The 17,987-nt window shown below is 76.8% G+C and carries 13 protein-coding genes and 1 pseudogene; 7 read left to right on the forward strand and 7 right to left on the reverse strand.

Annotation, left to right across the window (positions count from 1 at the left end):
• Positions 1–2: 2 nt before the first annotated feature.
• The 4 genes from topA to ACI78U_RS09990 all read right to left on the reverse strand — a co-directional run bounded on the left by topA (position 3) and on the right by ACI78U_RS09990 (position 7,454).
• A complete protein-coding gene (topA, locus tag ACI78U_RS09975) occupies positions 3–2,870 on the reverse strand; it encodes a type I DNA topoisomerase (RefSeq protein WP_456875149.1) in 2,868 nt (955 codons plus the stop codon).
• A 182-nt stretch (positions 2,871–3,052) separates the two neighbouring features.
• Complete coding sequence (locus ACI78U_RS09980; protein WP_456875150.1) at positions 3,053–4,618, reverse strand: alpha/beta hydrolase; 1,566 nt, start codon at positions 4,616–4,618, stop codon at positions 3,053–3,055.
• Entirely contained in the window at positions 4,615–4,947 is a 333-nt protein-coding gene (locus tag ACI78U_RS09985) for a hypothetical protein (protein WP_456875151.1), read from the reverse strand. Before ACI78U_RS09985 ends, ACI78U_RS09980 begins: the two co-directional genes overlap by 4 nt.
• A gap of 167 nt (positions 4,948–5,114) precedes the next feature.
• Positions 5,115–7,454 (reverse strand): sodium-translocating pyrophosphatase, encoded by a 2,340-nt coding sequence (locus ACI78U_RS09990; protein ID WP_456875152.1) that lies wholly within the window; start codon positions 7,452–7,454, stop codon positions 5,115–5,117.
• Between the two features lie 203 nt (positions 7,455–7,657).
• On the opposite strand from ACI78U_RS09990, the gene ACI78U_RS09995 reads away from it, so the two are divergent.
• Positions 7,658–10,297 carry a DEAD/DEAH box helicase gene (locus ACI78U_RS09995; protein WP_456875153.1) on the forward strand — a complete coding sequence of 880 codons (2,640 nt, stop codon included), beginning with the start codon at positions 7,658–7,660 and terminating at the stop codon, positions 10,295–10,297.
• 51 nt (positions 10,298–10,348) lie between these two features.
• Here ACI78U_RS09995 and ACI78U_RS10000 read toward each other — a convergent pair.
• The 3 genes and pseudogenes from ACI78U_RS10000 to ACI78U_RS10010 all read right to left on the reverse strand — a co-directional run.
• A pseudogene (locus tag ACI78U_RS10000) lies at positions 10,349–10,678 on the reverse strand (Rv3654c family TadE-like protein); the annotation flags it as partial.
• On the reverse strand, positions 10,675–11,007 hold the full coding sequence (locus ACI78U_RS10005) for a TadE family type IV pilus minor pilin (RefSeq protein WP_456875154.1): 333 nt from the start codon (positions 11,005–11,007) through the stop codon (positions 10,675–10,677). The gene ACI78U_RS10005 and the pseudogene ACI78U_RS10000, both read right to left, overlap by 4 nt.
• Positions 11,008–11,066: 59 nt before the next feature.
• A complete protein-coding gene (locus ACI78U_RS10010) occupies positions 11,067–11,309 on the reverse strand; it encodes a DUF4244 domain-containing protein (protein ID WP_456875155.1) in 243 nt (80 codons plus the stop codon).
• Positions 11,310–11,540: 231 nt separating this feature from the next.
• Here ACI78U_RS10010 and ACI78U_RS10015 point away from each other — a divergent pair, with 231 nt between their 5' ends.
• The 6 genes from ACI78U_RS10015 to ACI78U_RS10040 all read left to right on the forward strand — a co-directional run bounded on the left by ACI78U_RS10015 (position 11,541) and on the right by ACI78U_RS10040 (position 17,976).
• The gene (locus ACI78U_RS10015) at positions 11,541–12,956 is read left to right on the forward strand and encodes a glycosyltransferase (RefSeq protein ID WP_456875156.1); all 1,416 of its coding nucleotides are present in this window, start codon (positions 11,541–11,543) and stop codon (positions 12,954–12,956) included.
• Positions 12,953–14,137 carry a hypothetical protein gene (locus ACI78U_RS10020; RefSeq protein WP_456875157.1) on the forward strand — a complete coding sequence of 395 codons (1,185 nt, stop codon included), beginning with the start codon at positions 12,953–12,955 and terminating at the stop codon, positions 14,135–14,137. Before ACI78U_RS10015 ends, ACI78U_RS10020 begins: the two co-directional genes overlap by 4 nt.
• Positions 14,134–15,198 carry an ATP-grasp domain-containing protein gene (locus ACI78U_RS10025; protein ID WP_456875158.1) on the forward strand — a complete coding sequence of 355 codons (1,065 nt, stop codon included), beginning with the start codon at positions 14,134–14,136 and terminating at the stop codon, positions 15,196–15,198. Before ACI78U_RS10020 ends, ACI78U_RS10025 begins: the two co-directional genes overlap by 4 nt.
• Positions 15,195–16,346: a non-hydrolyzing UDP-N-acetylglucosamine 2-epimerase gene (gene wecB, locus ACI78U_RS10030; protein WP_456875159.1), complete on the forward strand. Its 1,152-nt coding sequence runs from the start codon at positions 15,195–15,197 to the stop codon at positions 16,344–16,346. Before ACI78U_RS10025 ends, wecB begins: the two co-directional genes overlap by 4 nt.
• On the forward strand, positions 16,343–17,080 hold the full coding sequence (locus ACI78U_RS10035) for an HAD family hydrolase (protein WP_456875160.1): 738 nt from the start codon (positions 16,343–16,345) through the stop codon (positions 17,078–17,080). The genes wecB and ACI78U_RS10035 overlap by 4 nt, the downstream gene beginning before the upstream one ends.
• Positions 17,081–17,229: 149 nt before the next feature.
• Positions 17,230–17,976, forward strand: a complete 747-nt coding sequence (locus tag ACI78U_RS10040) for a PIG-L deacetylase family protein (protein WP_456875161.1) — start codon at positions 17,230–17,232, stop codon at positions 17,974–17,976.
• Positions 17,977–17,987: the final 11 nt, after the last annotated feature.

Consider the following 17,987-nt stretch of genomic DNA (forward strand, 5'->3'; position numbering starts at 1 on the left):
GGTCAGCTCGCGGGGACGGCGTCGGCAGGTGCGGCGGTCTTCTTCGCGGTGGTCTTCTTGGCCGTCGTCTTCTTGGCGGCGGTCTTCTTCGCGGTGGTCTTGGTGGCCGCCGTCGTCTTCTTGGTGGCCTTCTTCTTGGTCGCGGCCGGCCGGCTGCGGCGGTCGGCGAGCAGCTCGGCGGCCCGGTCGAGCGAGATCGTGTCGACCGCGTCGCCCTTGCGCAGGCTGGCGTTGGTCTCGCCGTCGGTGACGTAGGGACCGAAGCGGCCCTCGCGGACGGTGATCTGGCCCTGCGTCACCGGGTCGGGACCCAGCTCCTTGAGCGGCGCCGCCGCGGCCCGCCGTCCCCGCTGCTTGGGCTGGGCGAAGACCGCCAGGGCCTCGTCGAGGGTGACGGTGAACAGCCGGTCCTCGCTCTCCAGCGAGCGGGAGTCGCTGCCCTTCTTCAGGTAGGGCCCGTACCGGCCGTTGAGCGCCTGGATCTCCTCGCCGTCGGGCGCGGTGCCCACGGTGCGGGGCAGGGTGAGCAGCTGCAGGGCCTGCTCGAGGGTCACCGTCTCCGGGGACATCGACGAGAAGAGGCTGGCCGTGCGGGGACTGTCCTTGCTGCCCTCGGGGACGACGGTGGTGACGTACGGGCCGTAGCGGCCGGCCTTGACCACCACCGGGTGGCCGGCCTCGGGGTCGGTGCCCAGCTGCCGGTCACCGGTGGGCGCGGCGAGCAGCTCGGCGACCTTCTCGCTGGTCAGCTCGTCGGGCGCGAGGTCCTCGGGGAGGCTGACGCGCGCGCCGTCCTCCCCGCCGGCCTGCAGGTAGGGGCCGTAGCGGCCGACGCGGACGACGACCGGGCCGCCGTCGGGGCCGGTGGCGCGCAGCGGGATGGAGTTCACCCCCCGGGCGTCGATCTCCTCCAGCTGCTGGCCGATGACCTGCTTGAGCCCGCCGGAGGCCGCGATGCCGCCGGCGTGCCGACCCTCGCCGCCGAAGTAGAACTCGGTCAGCCAGTCGACCCGGCCCAGTTCGCCGCTGGCGATCTCGTCGAGCTCGTTCTCCAGCGACGCGGTGAAGTCGTAGTCGACCAGCGCGGCGAAGTGCTGCTCGAGCAGGTTGACCACCGCGAAGGCGGTGAAGGAGGGCACCAGCGCGGCGCCCTTCTTCCACACGTACCCGCGGTCCTGGATGGTCTGCATGATCGACGCGTAGGTCGACGGGCGGCCGATGCCCAGCTCCTCGAGCCGGGCGACCAGGCTCGGCTCGGTGTAGCGCGACGGCGGCGTCGTGGTGTGGCCCTTGGGCTCCAGCGACCGGGTGTCGAGCAGCTGGCCGCGCTCGACGCGGGGCAGCCGGCGCTCGGCGTCGTCGCTGCCGGGCTCGTCGTCACCGCCGGTGGCGCCCTCGTCGCGGGACTCGACGTAGGCGCGCAGGAAGCCGGGGAAGGTGATGGTGCGGCCGCTGGCGGTGAACTCGACCCGCTCGTCGGTGGCGCTGCGGCCGGCCAGCCGGATGCTCACCGTCTGCCCGACCGCGTCCGCCATCTGGGAGGCGACGGTGCGCTGCCAGATCAGCTCGTAGAGGCGGAACTCGTCGCGGGCGAGCTGGCCGGCGAGCTGGCCGGGGGTGCGGAACGAGTCGCCGGCGGGCCGGATCGCCTCGTGCGCCTCCTGCGCGCCCTTGGCCTTCTTGCTGTAGCGACGGGCCTCGGCGGGGACGTAGGCGTCGCCGTAGAGCTGGCGGGCCTGGGTGCGGGCGGCGTTGATCGCCTCGTCGGAGAGGTTGGTCGAGTCGGTCCGCATGTAGGTGATGTGGCCGTTCTCGTACAGCCGCTGGGCGACCCGCATCACCTGCGCCGAGGACCAGCCGAGCTTGCGGCCGGCCTCCATCTGCAGTGTGGAGGTGGTGAAGGGTGCGTAGGGGCGCCGCCGGTAGGGCTTCTCGTCGACCCGGCCGACCGTCACCTGCCGGCCCTCGAGCCGGGCGGCCAGGCCGCGGGCGCCGGCCTCGTCGAGGTGCACGACGTCGCCGGTGACCTGGCCGGTGGCCGGGTCGAAGTCGCGGCCGGTGGCCACGCGGCTGTCGTCGACGCTGACCAGGCGGGCGCGCAGCGTCGTGGGCTCGCCCGCGTCGGCGCCGGTGCGCCCGGGGACGGCGAAGACGCCGTCGAGGGACCAGTAGTCGGCGGCGGTGAACGCCATCCGCTCCCGCTCGCGCTCGACGACGATGCGGGTGGCCACCGACTGCACGCGGCCGGCCGAGAGCCGGGGCAGCACCTTCTTCCACAGCACCGGGCTGACCTCGTAGCCGTAGAGCCGGTCGAGGATGCGGCGGGTCTCCTGCGCGTCGACCAGCGCGGTGTCGAGGTCGCGCGGGTTGGCCACGGCGCGGGCGATCGCCTCGGGGGTGATCTCGTGGAAGACCATCCGGCGGACCGGGACCCGCGGCTTGAGGGTGTCGACCAGGTGCCAGGCGATGGCCTCGCCCTCGCGGTCCTCGTCGGTCGCGAGGTAGACCTCGCTGGCGTCCTTGACCAGCTGCCTGAGCCGGCTCACCTGCTGCTTGCGGTCGGGGCTGATGACGTAGAGCGGCTCGAACGCGTTGTCGACGTCGACGCCCAGCCGTGCCCAGGGCGCGCCCTTGTGCTCGGCAGGGACGTCGGCGGCGTTGCGGGGCAGGTCACGGATGTGCCCCACGCTGGCCTCGACGACGTAGCCGTTGCCGAGGTAGCCGGCGATCTTCCCGGCCTTGGTCGGCGACTCCACGATGACCAGTGGGCGGCCGCCCCCGGTGGCGGCGGTCCGGCGGCGGGCGGGCGTGCTGGTGCCGCCGGCCGTCCGGCCGGCGCTCTCGCCGTTCTTGGTGGTCTTCGTGGGCACGGTGCTCCTGTCGGTGGTGCTCGGTCGGCGGCGGGTGCGGTGTCGGCACCCGGTGCGCCCCCTCGGCGGGCCACGGTAGGCCACGACCGCGGAACGCGACCGGCTGGCGACCCCGGGTGGGCGCGCCGTCACCGCGTCCAACGGCGCAGCACCGTGGCTGTTCCCGGAGGCCGGCGGGCGGGTCAGTCCGGCGCACGGAGGCCGGCGACCACCTCCCCGACGGCGGCGAGGGTCGGCCGGTCCGGCTCGAGGAACCAGGTGTGCCAGGTGTCCCAGTCCGCCGGCAGCGGCGCGGCACCGAAGTCCTCGTCGTCGGTCTCCGTGCCGTGGACGTCCACCAGCCACGTGACCGGGTCGAGCAGCGCGGAGGCCTCGTGGACCTCCGCCGCCTCGAGGTCCGACGCCGGGCCGTCCATGCCAGGGCTGCCGAGGAGGACCAGCGCGGCGGCCGCGAGCTCCCCGCGCTCCTCCGAGGCGCGATCGACCACGACGGTCCCGTAGCTGTGCGCCACCACGGTGACGCGGGGCACGGCCGCCCCGGGCGCGGGATCGCCCGCGCGTGCGGCGCGCAGACCGGCCAGGTCCCCGGCGAGCGCCCTCCCGCCGGTTCCCGCCCGCCCCTCGACCCAGGCGGCGGGATGGAGGACGTGGCCCGGGGGCCGGTAGCCCAGCCAGGCCACGGCGGCCACCGAGGCGGCGGAGCCGGCCGCCCGCGCCGCGTCGGCGACGGCCTGCGCGTCGTCGCCGAGGTCGTCGAGGTCGTCGACGCCGTTCCCGACCCCCGGCACCAGCACGGCGACGTCCTCGGCCGCGTCGAGGTCGCCGTAGGCGAGGGCCACGAGGTGGTCGTCGGCGTCGAAGGACCACAGCTGGACCGTCCGCCCGGCCGCCTCCTCGGCCGCGATCTCGTCGGCGGCCGCCCGCGCCGTCGCGTACCCCTCGGAGGTGGGGTCCTCCAGCGCCCGGGAGAGCAGCTGCCGGTTGGCCTGGTCCCGCGCCCAGGCGGGCAGGCCGTCCAGGCTCCCGACGAGCCGGGTCTCCACGTCGATCAGCTGGTCCCGGGCCGGCTCGGACAGCCCGGCCCACCACGCCGCCACCGACGCCGGCGCCGTCCCGGCGACCGGGAGGCACGACGGGATCCACACGCCGTCGGGCAGGACGGTCGCGGCGAGGCCGGCGAAACCGGCGGGCCGGAAGCCGAAGGGGGCGAGGGCCGCGACCGGAGCCGCGGAGTCCCCGGCCGCAGCAGCGGCGCGCGCGGCGGCACGCAGCGCCTGGGCGGCGGTCCCGGCGACCCGCTCGGCCGCGGCCGCCTGCTCGGCGAGCCGGTCGTCGTGAGCGGCGAGTGCGTCGGGCGAGGCGTCGGCGGGCGGCGCGACGGGAGCGGGCGCGGTGACACCACCCGCCTCGTCCAGCGTCATCCCCGACGCCGCGGCGGCGGCCAGGGCCTGGGCCGCCAGCTCCTGGGCGGTGCGCGCCTCGCGGGCGGTCTCCCGGAGCCGGTCGAGGGAGGTGCCGAGCGCGCCGGTCACCTCCGTCACGACCCGGGACACGTCGTCGAGGGCGTCCGCGGCGGCCGATGCTGCCGGTCCCGACCAGCACTCGGCGTCGGCGAGGGAGCGCGCCACCGCCTCCATCCGTGCCCGCCACGGGGGCAGGCGCTCGGTCACCGCCTCGAGCGTGGCGACGGCGCCGTCGAGCAGGGGCGTGTCCCAGCCGGCGACGGCGGTCAGGCCGGGCGTGCTCACGCCCCGGCCCCGGCCCCGGCCCCGGTGGCGGTCCGGGTGGCCAGGACCCGGTCGGAGAGCGCGGCGTCGGTGAGGCGGTAGCCCTGGACCGCGGCCAGCAGCGCCCGCGCGGCCGCGTCGGCGCCGTCCGCGCAGTCGGCCACCACCCTGGCCCACGCCCGGCCGGTGAGACCGGCGGCGGCGGACACCTCCCCGGGTGCCGCGGTGTCCAGGGACACCGCGGTCGAGGCACACAGGTCGGCGTCGGCGGACAGCTCGCCGGCGAGTGCGGCCAGCTCCTCGCCCAGCGCCTGGACGGCGTCGAGCTGGATGGCGATGGATACGGACACGGCCCCTCCCGGCGTCGCTGCCGGCCCGGGACCGGGTCGGCGGAGCGGACGCTAGGACCGGGCGGTGACCGGCCGCGGCGAGCCGTCCACAACCCGGCCGGCCGTCCACAGGGCACGCCGCGGGCCTCTGCCCGGCGGGTGTCCGGGCGGAGGCTCGCGGCGTGCGGTCAGGGAGCGGTCGTGGTCGGGGCGCTGGTCCCGGTCGGGGTCGTCGCGGCGGGAGGTGTCGCGTGCGGGTGCGTCGCGATCGGGTTCGTCGCGGTCGTGGGCAGCGTCCCGGCCGGTCCGCCGCCGGCGTCGCCGACGACGACGGAGCGCCGCTTGGACACCACCACGGCACCGATGACGATCAGCGCGGCGACGGCCGCGATGAGCAGCCGGACCGCCGTGTTGGCGTCCTCGCCGACCGACAGGCTGACGACCGCCGGGGCGATCAGCAGCGCCACCAGGTTCATCACCTTGATGAGCGGGTTGATCGCCGGACCCGCGGTGTCCTTGAACGGGTCGCCGACGGTGTCCCCGATGACCGTGGCGGCGTGCGCCTCGGTCCCCTTCCCGCCGTACGCCCCGTCCTCGACCATCTTCTTGGCGTTGTCCCAGGCGCCGCCGGAGTTGGCGAGGAACACGGCCATGAGCGTGCCCGTCGCGATGGCGCCGACGAGGTAGGCCGCCAGCGGACCGAAGCCGAGGCCGAAACCGACCGCGACCGGCGCGAGGACGGCGAGCAGGCCGGGCGTCGCGAGCTCCCGCAGCGAGTCCTTCGTGCAGATGTCGACGACGGCGGAGTAGTCCGGCCGCTCGGTGTAGTCCATGATCCCGGGACGCGTGCGGAACTGCTCGCGCACCTCGAACACGACCCGCCCGGCGGCCCGGGAGACGGCGTTGATCGCCAGGCCGGAGAAGAGGAAGACGACCGCGGCGCCGATCACCGCGCCGACGACGTTGTCCGGTTCGACGAGGCTGAACGACTGCGCGAGGTCGACGTCGCCCAGCGCGGTGCGGACCTGCTCGTTGTAGGACCCGAACAGCGCGGTCGCGGCCAGGACGGCAGTGGCGATGGCGATGCCCTTGGTGATCGCCTTGGTGGTGTTGCCCACCGCGTCGAGGTCGGTCAGCACGCGGGCGCCGGTCTCGTCGATGTCGCCGGACATCTCGGCGATGCCCTGCGCGTTGTCGCTGACCGGGCCGAAGGTGTCCATGGAGACGATCACGCCCGCGGTGGTGAGCAGGCCACAGCCGGCGAGCGCGACGGCGTAGAGGGCCGCGCCGCCGCCGATGAGGAAGGCGCCGTAGACCGCGCCGCCGATGAGCAGGGCCGCGTAGACGGCCGACTCGAGGCCCAGGGAGATGCCCGACAGGACGACGGTGGCGGGCCCGGTGAGGGAGCTCTGGCCGACGTCGCGGACCGGCTTGCGGGAGGTCTCGGTGAAGTAGCCGGTGAGCTGCTGGATGGCCGCGGCCAGGACGATCCCGATGACGACCGAGACGAACCCGAGCACCTGCGGGTTGACCACCGAGTCGGGGACGTCGGCCACGCTGGGGAGGACGGTGAAGGCCGCCGCGGCGACGAGCACGAGGGAGACCACCGCGGAGGTGAAGAAGCCGCGGTTGATGGGCGCCAGGCCGCTGGAGTCGCCCTTGCCGGGGTTGCTGGCGAGGATGCCGACGACCGAGGCGAGCACGCCGATGCCGGCCACCACGATGGGGAAGACCATCCCGTCGGCGCCGAAGAAGACCTGGCCGAGGATGAGCGCGGCGACCAGGGTGACGGCGTAGGACTCGAAGAGGTCGGCGGCCATGCCCGCGCAGTCGCCGACGTTGTCGCCCACGTTGTCGGCGATGGTCGCGGCGTTGCGGGGGTCGTCCTCGGGGATGCCGGCCTCGACCTTGCCGACGAGGTCGGCGCCGACGTCGGCGGCCTTGGTGAAGATCCCGCCGCCGACACGCATGAACATGGCCAGCAGGGCGCCGCCGAAGGCGAAGCCCTCGAGGACCACCGGCGCGGTGTCGTCGAAGAGCAGCAGCGCCAGCGAGGCGCCGAAGAGACCGAGCCCGACGGTGATCATCCCGCAGACCCCACCGGTGCGGTACGCGATGCGGAAGGCCGGGCGGTAGCCCCCGGCCTGGGCGGCGGCGGCGACCCGGACGTTGCCGCGGGTGGCCAGGGTCATGCCGATGAAGCCCACGGCGGCGGAGAAGAGCGCACCGACGAGGAAGAACACGGCCCGGGCGATGCGGGTCCCCCAGCCGCCCTCGGCGACCGGCAGGACGAGGAGCAGCAGGAAGACGACGACGGCGAAGACGCCGAGGGTCCTGAACTGGCGCCGTAGATAGGCGCCGGCTCCCTCCTGCACCGCGCGCGCGATGTCCCGCATCCGCGTCGTGCCCTGGTCGGCGCCCATCACGGCGCGGACCAGTGACGCGGCGAAGAGCAGCGCCGCGAGCGAGACGACGAGGGCAGCCGTCACGAGGACGACGTCCCCGCCGGAGAGAGAACTGTCCGGCATCTAGACCTCCCAGCGGTGGTTGCCGCCGGGCGGCCCCGCGTTCCCCGGTCGGCGGAGAGCATCCGCGGGCGGCGGGCCGTCCGCGGATGCCGCGCCACTGTAATGGAGATCACACACTGTGGTAGGTCCACTTCCGTAGTGCTCCGGTCGCTCACCGCGAGGGCGGTCCGCGGTGGGTTGCCTCGGGGTGTGACAGTGGAGGGGTGACCGCGCTCCACCCGGTCCGGCCGGCTGCTCCCCCATCCGGCCGCGAGGGGATCCCAGGGGGCGACGAGCGCCCGGGTGCCGCACCCGACGCCGTGGAGGTGCACGGCGCCGCGGAGGGGCACGGCGCCGCGGAGGGGCACGGCGCCGCGGAGGGGCACGGCGCCGCGGAGGGGCACGGCGCCGCGGCGCGGCCCGGCGGCGTCCTGCCCGGGGCCGAGCTGCTCGAGGACCTGCTCGCCGGCACGCCCGAGGAGGAGCAGCCGGTCACGCACGTGCACCACCTGCCGGTGCGTGCGTCCCGGACGCTGCCGTGGCCGGCGTGGGTCGACCCGGGCCTGCGGGCGCGGCTGGAGGAGAAGGGCGTTGCCCAGCCGTGGCGGCACCAGGTGGAGGCCGCGGAGCTCGCTCACGACGGCACCTCGGTGGTGGTCGCCACGGGCACGGCCTCGGGCAAGTCGCTGGCCTACCAACTGCCCGCGCTGACCCGCCTGGCCGAGGACCCGCGGGCCTGCGTGCTCTACCTGGCGCCGACCAAGGCCCTGGCCCGCGACCAGCTGACCTCGGTGGCCACGCTGGCCGACCCGTCAGTGCGCCCGGCCGCCTACGACGGCGACACCCCGGCCGAGGAGCGGGACTGGGTGCGCCGTCACTCACGGTGGATCGTCACCAACCCGGACATGCTCCACCGGGGCGTGCTGCCGGCGCACCAGCGGTGGTCCTCGACGCTGCGCCGGCTGGCCTACGTCGTCATCGACGAGTGCCACGCCTACCGCGGGGTCTTCGGCTCGCACGTCGGTCACGTCCTGCGCCGGCTGCGCCGCATCTGCCGCCGCTACGGCGCCGACCCGGTGTTCGTCCTGGCCTCGGCCACGGTGGCCGAGCCCGCGGCGGCCGCCTCTCGGCTGGTCGGTGCGCCCGTCGTGGCGGTCACCGAGGACGGGTCGCCGCGCCCCGGCGCGACCTTCGCGCTGTGGGAGCCGCCGCTGACGGAGCGGACCGGCGAGCACGGCGCCCCCCTGCGTCGGTCGGCGGCGGCGGACGCCGCCGGGCTGCTGGCCGACCTGGTCGAGCGGGGCGCCCGGACGCTGGCGTTCGTGCGGTCGCGGCGCAGCGCCGAGTCGGTGGCCGAGCAGGCCCGGCGCCTGCTGCAGGACCGCGGCCGGGGTGACCTGGCCCGGCGGGTGGACTCCTACCGCGGCGGCTACCTCCCCGAGGAACGCCGGGAGCTCGAGCGGGCGCTGTCCTGCGGGGAGCTGCTGGGCGTGGCCACCACCAACGCCCTCGAGCTCGGCATCGACATCGCCGGCCTCGACGCGGTGGTGCTGGCCGGCTACCCGGGGACGCTGGCCTCGCTGTGGCAGCAGGCGGGCCGGGCCGGGCGTGCCCAGCGCGAGTCGCTGGTCGTCTTCGTCGCCCGCGACGACCCGCTGGACCACTACCTGGCCCACCACCCGCGGGCGGTGTTCGGTCGTCCGGTCGAGGCCACGGTCACCGACCCGGCCAACCCCTACGTCCTCGGCCCCCAGCTCTGCTGCGCGGCGGCCGAGCTCCCCCTCACGCCAGCCGACCTGTCGGACTTCGGGGGCGCGGTGGCCGAGGCCCGGCTCGACGAGCTGGTCGCGGCCGGTCAGCTGCGACGGCGACCGGCCGGCTGGTACTGGGCGGGGCGCGGGCGGCCCGACGTCGACATCCGCGGCAGCGGCGGGGAGCCGGTGGCGATCATCGAGGGCGGCACCGGCCGTCTGCTCGGCACCGTCGACGGCGGCGCCGCGCACGCGACGGTGCACACCGGCGCCCTCTACGTCCACCGCGGCGACACCTTCGTCGTCGACGAGCTCGACCTCGAGGACGCCTGCGCGGTCGTGCACGCCGAGAGCCCCGAGTGGACCACCGTGGCGCGGGACGTCACCGACCTGGGCATCGTCGGTACCGACCGCGTCCGGCGGCTGGGCACCGTCACGGCGCACACCGGCGTCGTCGACGTCACCAACCAGGTGGTCGCCTACCAGCGGCGGCGGGCCGGGACCGGTGAGGTGCTCGCCGAGTTCCCGCTCGACCTGCCGGCCCGCCAGCTGCGCACCCGCGCCGTCTGGCTGACCCTGGACGCGGACGCCGTCGCGCGCGCCGCCGTCGACGACCTGTCGCTGCCCGGCTCGCTGCACGCCGCCGAGCACGCGGCGATCGGCATCCTGCCGCTGCTGGCCACCTGCGACCGCTGGGACCTCGGCGGGCTGTCGACGGCGCTGCACCCCGACACCGGCACCGCCACGGTGTTCGTCTACGACGGCCACCCCGGTGGCGCCGGGTTCGCCGAGCGGGGGTTCGCGGCCCTGCGGCGCTGGCTCACCGCCACCCGGGCCACCGTGGCCAGCTGCGAGTGCGACAGCGGCTGCCCGTCCTGCGTCCAGTCGCCCAAGTGCGGCAACGGCAACGACCCGCTGGACAAGGCCGGTGCGGTGCGCGTGCTCGACGTGGTGCTCGACGAGCTGGCCGCCGCGGACGAGGCGGGGACGGGGGCGGTGGAGGTCGCCACCGGGCCCCCGGCCCATCCCCCTGCCCCGGCCGTGGAGGGCCACCGGACCGCCGAGGACGCCGGGCGCGACGTCCGCCCCGTCGAGGACGACCTCGTCTTCTGACCCGGCGGGATCCCCCGGCGCGGGCACGTCGGGCGGGACGGGCCCGGCACGGGCCGTGGCCTGCGCGCGCCGGACGCCGAGCGGTCCCAGCCGGACGCCCACCTCGGCGGTCACCTCGACCACCGCGCCCTCGTCGACCGCGCAGGCGACGAGCGCGGCGCCGTTGTCGCGGGCGACGGCGGCGGCCACGGTGCAGGCCGCGGGGTCCCCGGTCACCGCCGCGCCGGCCGCCGCGAGGGCCGCGAGGTCGGCCGCGGTGCCGGCGCGGTGGCGCGCGGTGGCCGCGGCCCCGAGCAGCACGGCGGCCATCCCCACGGCCGCCAGCACACCGGCCAGCGCGACGGTCCACACCGTTGCCGACCCCCGCTCGCCGTCGCTCACCCGACGACCCCGGGCTCGACCCGGGCGACCGCGGTGGCGCCGACGCCGATCCCGGGCGACACCGGCCCCACCGGCGCGACCTCCGCGCGGACGGTCACCCGGACCTCGCCGCCGCCGACGCTGACGGCCGTGACCGCCGCGTCGGGCGCGATCCGCGCGACGAGGGCGCGGACGGTGGCCGGGTCCTCCCCGCGGGCGGCGGCCCGGGCGCCCTCGCGCGCGGCGTCCACGCAGCGCAGCTGCGCCCCGACCACCAGCACCGCCGCGACGACCGCCGCCAGGACCAGCAGGAGCACGGGCAGCACCACGGCCGTCTCGGCGGTGACCATCCCGGCCTCGCCGCCCGCCCCGCCCCTCGTCCGTCCGTCGCGCCGCCGTGCCCGGCGGGTCAGGACAGCACCTGCAGCGCGGACGAGACGAGGTCCCCGAGCGCGGTGACGACCGACCCGCCGGTGACCACCCGGTAGAGCACGGCGGCGAAGGCGCACGCGGCGACCGTGCCGACCGCGTACTCGGCGGTGCTCATGCCGGCCTCGGCGTCGGCGCGCAGGCGGGCCCACCGCGCGGCCAGGCCGCGGCGGCGCGGTGCGTCGTCGGCAGGTGCGGCGGGCTCGGGCGGGATGGCGGTCATCGCAGGTCCTCCTCGGTCGGCGGCCCCGCACGGGGCGCGGCCCCGACCCTCGCCGCGCCCGCCGCACGCGCTCCAGGCCCGGAGCGGACCTGTGGACGGCCGGGAGGCCTGTGGACGGCACACGCGGTGCCGTCGGCGCGTCCGCTTCCACTTCAGGACGGCAGCACGACTGCCGATCCAGCCATGAGGTGGCGCAGCCGCACCGCCGGGCACGACGCGGGAGGAGGATCCGTGGCGCACGGCACCGACCGCCCCGAGGGCCGCCCGCTCGTCCTCGTCGCCTACGTCCTCGCCCTGGCCGCGGCGGTCGCACTGTTCGGCCTCGACCCGACCCTCGGGGTCCTCGCCGGCGCGCTCAACGTCGTCTTCGGCGTCTACTTCTGCCGGCACCTCGCCTTCGCGGTGGCCGCGGCTCGGTGGGCCGAGCGCGACCTGCTGGCCGCCGACGTGGGCCTGGACGCCTACACGCCGCCGGTCGCCGTCCTCGTCGGCTGCAAGGACGAGGAACTCGTCGTCGACGGGATGGTGACGGCACTGCTGGCCCTGGACTACCCGGCCGACCGGCTCACGCTCGTCGTCGTCGACGACGGCTCGGCCGACGCGACCGGCGCGAAGCTCGACGCCTGGGCCGCCCGGGAGCCGCGGCTGCGCGTGCTGCACCGGCTCCCCGGCGCCGGCGGCGGCAAGTCCGGCGCCCTGAACGAGGCACTGGCCCTCGTCGACGCCGAGATCGTGCTCGTCTTCGACGCCGACCACGAGCCGGAGCCGACGGCGCTGCGGCGGCTGGTGCGGCACTTCCGCGACCCCGTCGTCGGCGCGGTGATGGGCCGGTGCGTCATCCGCAACGGCCAGGACTCCTCCATGGCCGGCACCGTCTTCCTCGACTACCTCTCCGGCTACCTCGTCAACGAGTACGGCCGGCAGGCGCTGTTCGAGCTGCCCGCCTACGGCGGCGCCAACTGCGCCGTGCGGACCTCGACGCTGCGGGCGCTCGGCGGCTGGAACCCCGAGACGGTCACCGAGGACACCGACCTGACCCTGCGCATCCTGCTGCGGGGCCAGCGGGTCCGCTACGACGTCTCGGCCATCGACTTCGAGGAGGCGGTGGTCAGCGCCCAGCGCTTCTGGAAGCAGCGCTACCGGTGGGCCCGCGGCCACCAGAAGTGCCTGCGCGACCACTGGCGCCCGCTGATGCGCTCGCCGCACCTGTCGCCGCTGGAGAAGGTCGAGACGACGCTGTTCCTCGGCGTCTACCACGTCCCGGTGCTCAGCGGGCTGGGTCTGCTGCTCACGGTGCTGCGCGCCGCGGGGGTGGGCGACCTCCCGGTCGTCGGGCTGCTGCCGCTGTCGATGCTGCTGTTCATCGGCCCGCTGGCCGAGCTGTGCGTCGGCCTGCTGGTCGGCCGCGTGGAGCGCCGCTCGGCCTGGCGGCTGCTGGGCTTCCTGCCGGCCTTCGCGCTGTCGATCTGGATCACCTCGCGCGCCTACCTCGACGGGATGCTCGGCCGGCCCTACAGCTGGGTGAAGACCTCGCGCTCCGGCGCCACCTCGACGGTGCGGCGGCCCGCCGCGGCTCCCTCCGCCCCGGCCGTGGCCGCGTCGCCGGCGCGCCCGCGGTCGTTCGCCCTGCCCTCGGAGGACCGGTGACCACCGCACCCGCGCTCGGACGGCGACGGCTCTCGCGCGGGACGCGGGGACGGCTGCTGCCGGTCCTGCTCGACCTCGCGCTCGCCGCGGTGATCTGCGTCGCCGGCTTCGCCACCCTGTCGGGGCCACTGCAAGTCCTCGAGGCCCGCGCCGTCGCCGTGGTGCTCGGGTGGCTGGACCCCACCTGGTCCTCGGGCGTGCTGCCCGGTCACGTCCTGCTCTTCCGCGGCGACGGCGAGGTGATCGACGCGGTGGTCACGGCATCGTGCTCGTCGGTCCTGTCGGTCCTCGGGCTGGTCGCCCTGACCGCGGTGGTCCTGCGCAGCCGCGGACTGCACGCCCTCGGCGGCCTGGTCGTCGCCGTCCTCGCCGTGGTGCTGCTCAACCACGGCCGGCTGCTGCTGTCAGCCCTGGCGGGCCTGCAGTGGGGCGAGGGCGCGCTGGTCCTGTTCCACGACTGGGTGGGCACCGTGTGGAACCTCGTCGCCACCCTCGGCGGCTTCCTGGTGATGGTCTGGGTCACCCTGCCCGCCGCCGAGCGGGCCGAGCAGGACGTCGAGGGCCGGCACACCGCCCGCCGCCCCGACAGCTGGGCGCGGCCCGGTCTCGGCTACCGCACCGCCGACGCCGAGGACGTCGAGGCCCGCCGCCGGCGGACGACCGTCACCGGCCTGCTGCACCGGCACGTGCTGCCCCGGCGGCTCTCCGCCTGGCTGGCCGCGCGCCGCGAGGCCGCCCGCGTCGACTACCGGCTCGGCCACCTGCCGGCCGCCCAGCGGGTCGAGCAGGTGCACGCCCTGGCCGCCGACGGGCTCGGCGCGCACGCCGCCACGCTCGTGGCCGTCGCGACCTACGAGTCCGACCCCCTCGTCCTCGACGCCCTCGCCGACGCGGTCGCCGCGCGTCAGTGGGAGCCGGTGACCGACCACCGGGTGGCCGCGCTGCGGCTGTGGGCCCGCGGCTGGCTGCTGGCCCGGCCCGCGGCACCCCCGTCCGCCCTCGGCGGCCCGTCCGCGGACGACGTCGCCCCGGTCGTGGTGGCCCGGATCCCCGTGCCGCCGGCCACGCCCCCGCGTGGCCTCACGCCGCCGCCGGACGGTTCCGCGCACCCCGCCGGGTCCGCGGCGCCCCGCAGCTTCGCCCGCCCGTCCGCCCCGCACCCCCCGGAGACGCCCCGGTGACCTCGACCCTCCCGACCCGGCCGCCCGCTCCTGTCCCCCCACCCGCCGGCGAGCACGAGCGGCGCGGCGCGCCCGCGGTGATCGTCACCGGCGCCGGCGGCCCGGCCGGCGTCGCCGTCGTCCGCCGGCTGACGGCGCTGGGCCACCGCGTGGTCGGGGTGGACGCCGACGCGACCGCCGCGGGAGCGGCGCTGGCCACCGTCGGCGCCGTCGTCCCCCGCGCCGACCACGTCCGCTTCGTCGACGCCCTCGTGGCGCTGGCCGGCGCGCACGGCGCCGACGCGCTCATCGGCACGGTCGCCGAGGAGCTGCCCGCCCTCGCCGCGGGCGCCGACCGGCTGGCCGCGGCCGGCGTGGCGACCTGGCTGCCCGACGTGTCAGCGGTCGAGATCTGCTGCGACAAGGCCGCCTTCGCCCGCGCGCTGCGCGCCGCGGGCGTGCCGCACCCCGCGACCACCGACACCCCCGCCGGGCTGGTCACCGTCCCCGGGCCCTGGGTGGTCAAGCCCCGCGCCGGGCGCGGCAGCCGCGGGGTCCGGCTGCTCGACGTGCGCTCCGACGTCGTCGAGGCCATGCGCGCCGACGCCGCGCTGATCGCCCAGACCCGGCTGTCGGGGCGCGAGTTCACCGCCGACGCCCTCGTCGGCCGCGACGGAGAGCTGGTCACCGTGGTGCCGCGCTGGCGCGACGACACCCGCGCGGGCATCTCGGTGAAGGGCACCACCTTCGACTCGGCCGAGGTGACCGCGGTGGTGGCCGCCGCGCTCGAGGCAGTGCGGCTCACCGGCCCGGCGAACGTGCAGGGCTTCGTGGCCGACGACGGCCGGGCCACGGTGGTGGAGGTCAACCCCCGCTTCTCCGGCGGGCTGCCGCTGACCCTGGCCGCCGGCGCCGACGTGGTCAGCGCCCACCTGACCGGCATCCGCGAGCCCGGTGCCGTGCTCCCGCCCCTGTGGTTCACCCCCGGCGTCCGGATGAGCCGCTACTTCGCCGAGACCTACACCGCCGACGACGGCACCCCGGTGACCGACCCGTGCACCGCCGCGGCGGTCCGGGCGTGACCCGCGCCCGGCACGTGCTGGTGCCGTTCGGGACCCGACCGGAGGTGGTCAAGCTCGCGCCCGTGGTGCGGGCGCTGACCGCCGCGGGGCACCGGGTCGACGTGGTCGACACCGGCCAGCACACCGACCCGGACCTGTCCACGCGCCTGCAGCAGACCCTCGGGCTGGCGCCGACCTGCCGGTTCGACCTGCCCGCCGGCGACCCGGCCGCGCGGTACGGCGCCCTGCACGCCGACGCGGCGCGCACGGTGGCCCGGTTCCGGCCCGACGTCGTGCTCGCCCTCGGTGACACGAACACCGTCCCCGCCTACGCCCTGGCCGCACGCGGCGCCGGTGTGCCCTTCGCGCACCTCGAGGCCGGGCTGCGCAGCCTCAACCCGCGCAGCGTGGAGGAGGTCAACCGGCGGGTGGCCGCGGCGGTCGCCGCGCTGCACCTGGCGCCCACCCGGCGCGCGGCGGCGTTCCTGGCCGCCGAGGGGGTGCCCGCCGAGCGGGTGTTCGTGGTCGGCAACCCGGTGGTCGACACGCTGGTGACCCGGGACGTGCGGCCGGTGCCCGTGGCGGAGCGCGAAGGGGTCCTGGTCACCGCCCACCGCCCCACCAACGTCGACGACCCGGTGCGGCTGAAGCGGCTGGTCGGCGTCGTCCGCGCGCTGGCCGACGACGTCGGGCCGGTGACCTTCCCGGTGCACCCGCGGACCGCGGCCCGGCTGGCGGTCGCCGGCCTGGACGCCGAGCTCGAGCACCCGGCGATCACCCGGACCGGCCCGGTCGGCCACGACGCGCTGCTGGCCGCCCTGGCCTCGGCGCGGCTGGCGGTCACCGACTCCGGCGGCATCCAGGAGGAGGCGGCGTTCCTGGGCGTGCCCGTCGTCGTCCTCCGCGGCTCGACCCCGCGGTGGGAGGGCGTGGAGGCCGGGACGACGACGCTGGCCGGGCTGGCCGACGACTCGGCCGCCGACGCCGTGCTCGCCGCCGCGGCCCGGCACACCGGCGCGGAGGGACAGGCCCGCGCGGCAGCCCTCCCCTGCCCCTACGGCGACGGCACCACCGGCGCGCAGGTGGCCGCCCTCCTCGCCGACGAGGCGACCGACGCCCTGCTGACCCTGGAGGAGCCCGACTTCACCGACGGCCGGCTGCCGTGGTGACCGCGGCGCCGTCCTGGCACGGGCCGCCGCCGCTGGCTGTCGTGGTCGACCTCGACGACACGCTCTACCCGCAGGCGGCCTACCTGGCCGGTGCGGCGGCCGACGTCGGGGCCGCCGCTGCCGCGGCCGGGCTGGACGGCGCGCGGGTGCACGCCGCCCTGCTCCGGGAGCTGGCGGCGGGGTCCGACCGCGGCGGGACGATCGACCGCGCGCTGCTGGCCGTGGGGGTGCCCGCCGCCGACCTGCCCGGGCTGGTCCCGGCGCTGGTGGCCGCCTTCACCGCACACGCGCCCGTGTCCCTGGCCCCCTACCCGGGCGTCGCCCCGGCGCTGGCCGAGCTCGGGCGGGTGGTCCCGGTGGGATGCCTGACCGACGGCAACCCGGTCATCCAGGCGGCCAAGCTCGCCGCGACGGGCCTGACGTCCCTGCTGTCCGAGGTGCTGGTCACCGACGCCCTCGGCGGCCGTGCGGCCCGCAAACCGGCTCCCGAGGGACTGCGGGTGCTGGCCGGCCGGCTCGGCGTACCCGCCGAGCGCGTCCTGGTCGTCGGTGACCGCCCGGGCAAGGACGTCGCGGTCGCGGTCGCGGTCGGCGCCCGGGCCATCCGGGTGCGCCAGGGGGAGTACGCGTCGGCTCCCGACCGGCCCTCCGCCTGGGCGGTCACGGACGACTTCCCCGCCGCGGCCGCCCTGGCCCTCACCGTCCTCGGCGCGGGGGCGGTCGTCGCGGGCTGACCCGTTCCGCCGCCGGCCGATCCGTCGTGCACGACCGGATCTCCCCCCGACGGGGGAGGAACCGCCGGCCGGGATGGAGGGCGCAGCCGGGTCCGCCGATGCAGAGACGTCGGGCGGGGAACCGCCCCGGACGGACAGGACGGCGGACGATGGACGGCGCGGGCACGCGGAGCACGGGACGCAGCGTCCTGGCCATCGGGGCACACCCCGACGACGTCGAGCTGGGCTGCGGAGGCGCCCTGCTGGCGCACGTCGCGGCCGGTGACACGGTGACGGTGCTGGTCATGACGGGCGGTGAGAACGGCCCGGGCAACGGGCCGCAGGTCGCCGGTCGCCGCACCGAGCAGGAGCGGGCGGCCCGGGTGCTCGGCGCCGACCTGGTCTGGGGCGGCCTGCACGACTGCGAGGTGGTCGCGGACTCGGCGGCGATCCGCCGGATCGAGCAGGTCCTGGAGGCCACCGCGGCCGACCTGGTCTACGTGCACGCTCCCGACGACAGCCACCAGGACCACCGCGCCGTCGCGGCCGCCACGCTCGGTGCGGCCCGCCGCCTGCCGCGGGTGCTGCACTACCAGAGCCCGTCGACCCTGGGCTTCGCGCCGACCGTCTACGTCGACGTGACCGCCCACCTCACCGGCAAGCTCGCCGCGCTGGCCGCCCACGCCTCGCAGGTGGAGCGGTCGGCGATGGTCGAGCCCGACGCGGTCGTCGCCTCCGCCCGGCACTGGGGCGCGCAGGCGCGGATCGGCTACGCGGAGGCCTTCCAGCCCACCCGCATGGTGCTCGACCTGGCGCCGGCCGGCGGCGCGGCGCCCCGGTCGATCCCGGCCTCCTGGTCGCTGGCCCCCTCCTTCGTCCCGCACGCCACCTCGTCGTTCGCCGCCGGGCGGCGCTGAGCGCGACCGAC

The sequence above is a fragment of the Geodermatophilus sp. SYSU D00710 genome, assembly GCF_054050195.1.

Bases quoted from the DNA above. Each gene is read 5' to 3' on its own strand.
- ACI78U_RS09990 (WP_456875152.1), bottom strand. From the start codon at position 7,454: ATGCCGGACAGTTCTCTCTCCGGCGGGGACGTCGTCCTCGTGACGGCT.
- ACI78U_RS10005 (WP_456875154.1), bottom strand. From the start codon at position 11,007: ATGGTCACCGCCGAGACGGCCGTGGTGCTGCCCGTGCTCCTGCTGGTC.
- ACI78U_RS10010 (WP_456875155.1), bottom strand. From the start codon at position 11,309: ATGACCGCCATCCCGCCCGAGCCCGCCGCACCTGCCGACGACGCACCG.
- ACI78U_RS10040 (WP_456875161.1), top strand. From the start codon at position 17,230: ATGGACGGCGCGGGCACGCGGAGCACGGGACGCAGCGTCCTGGCCATC.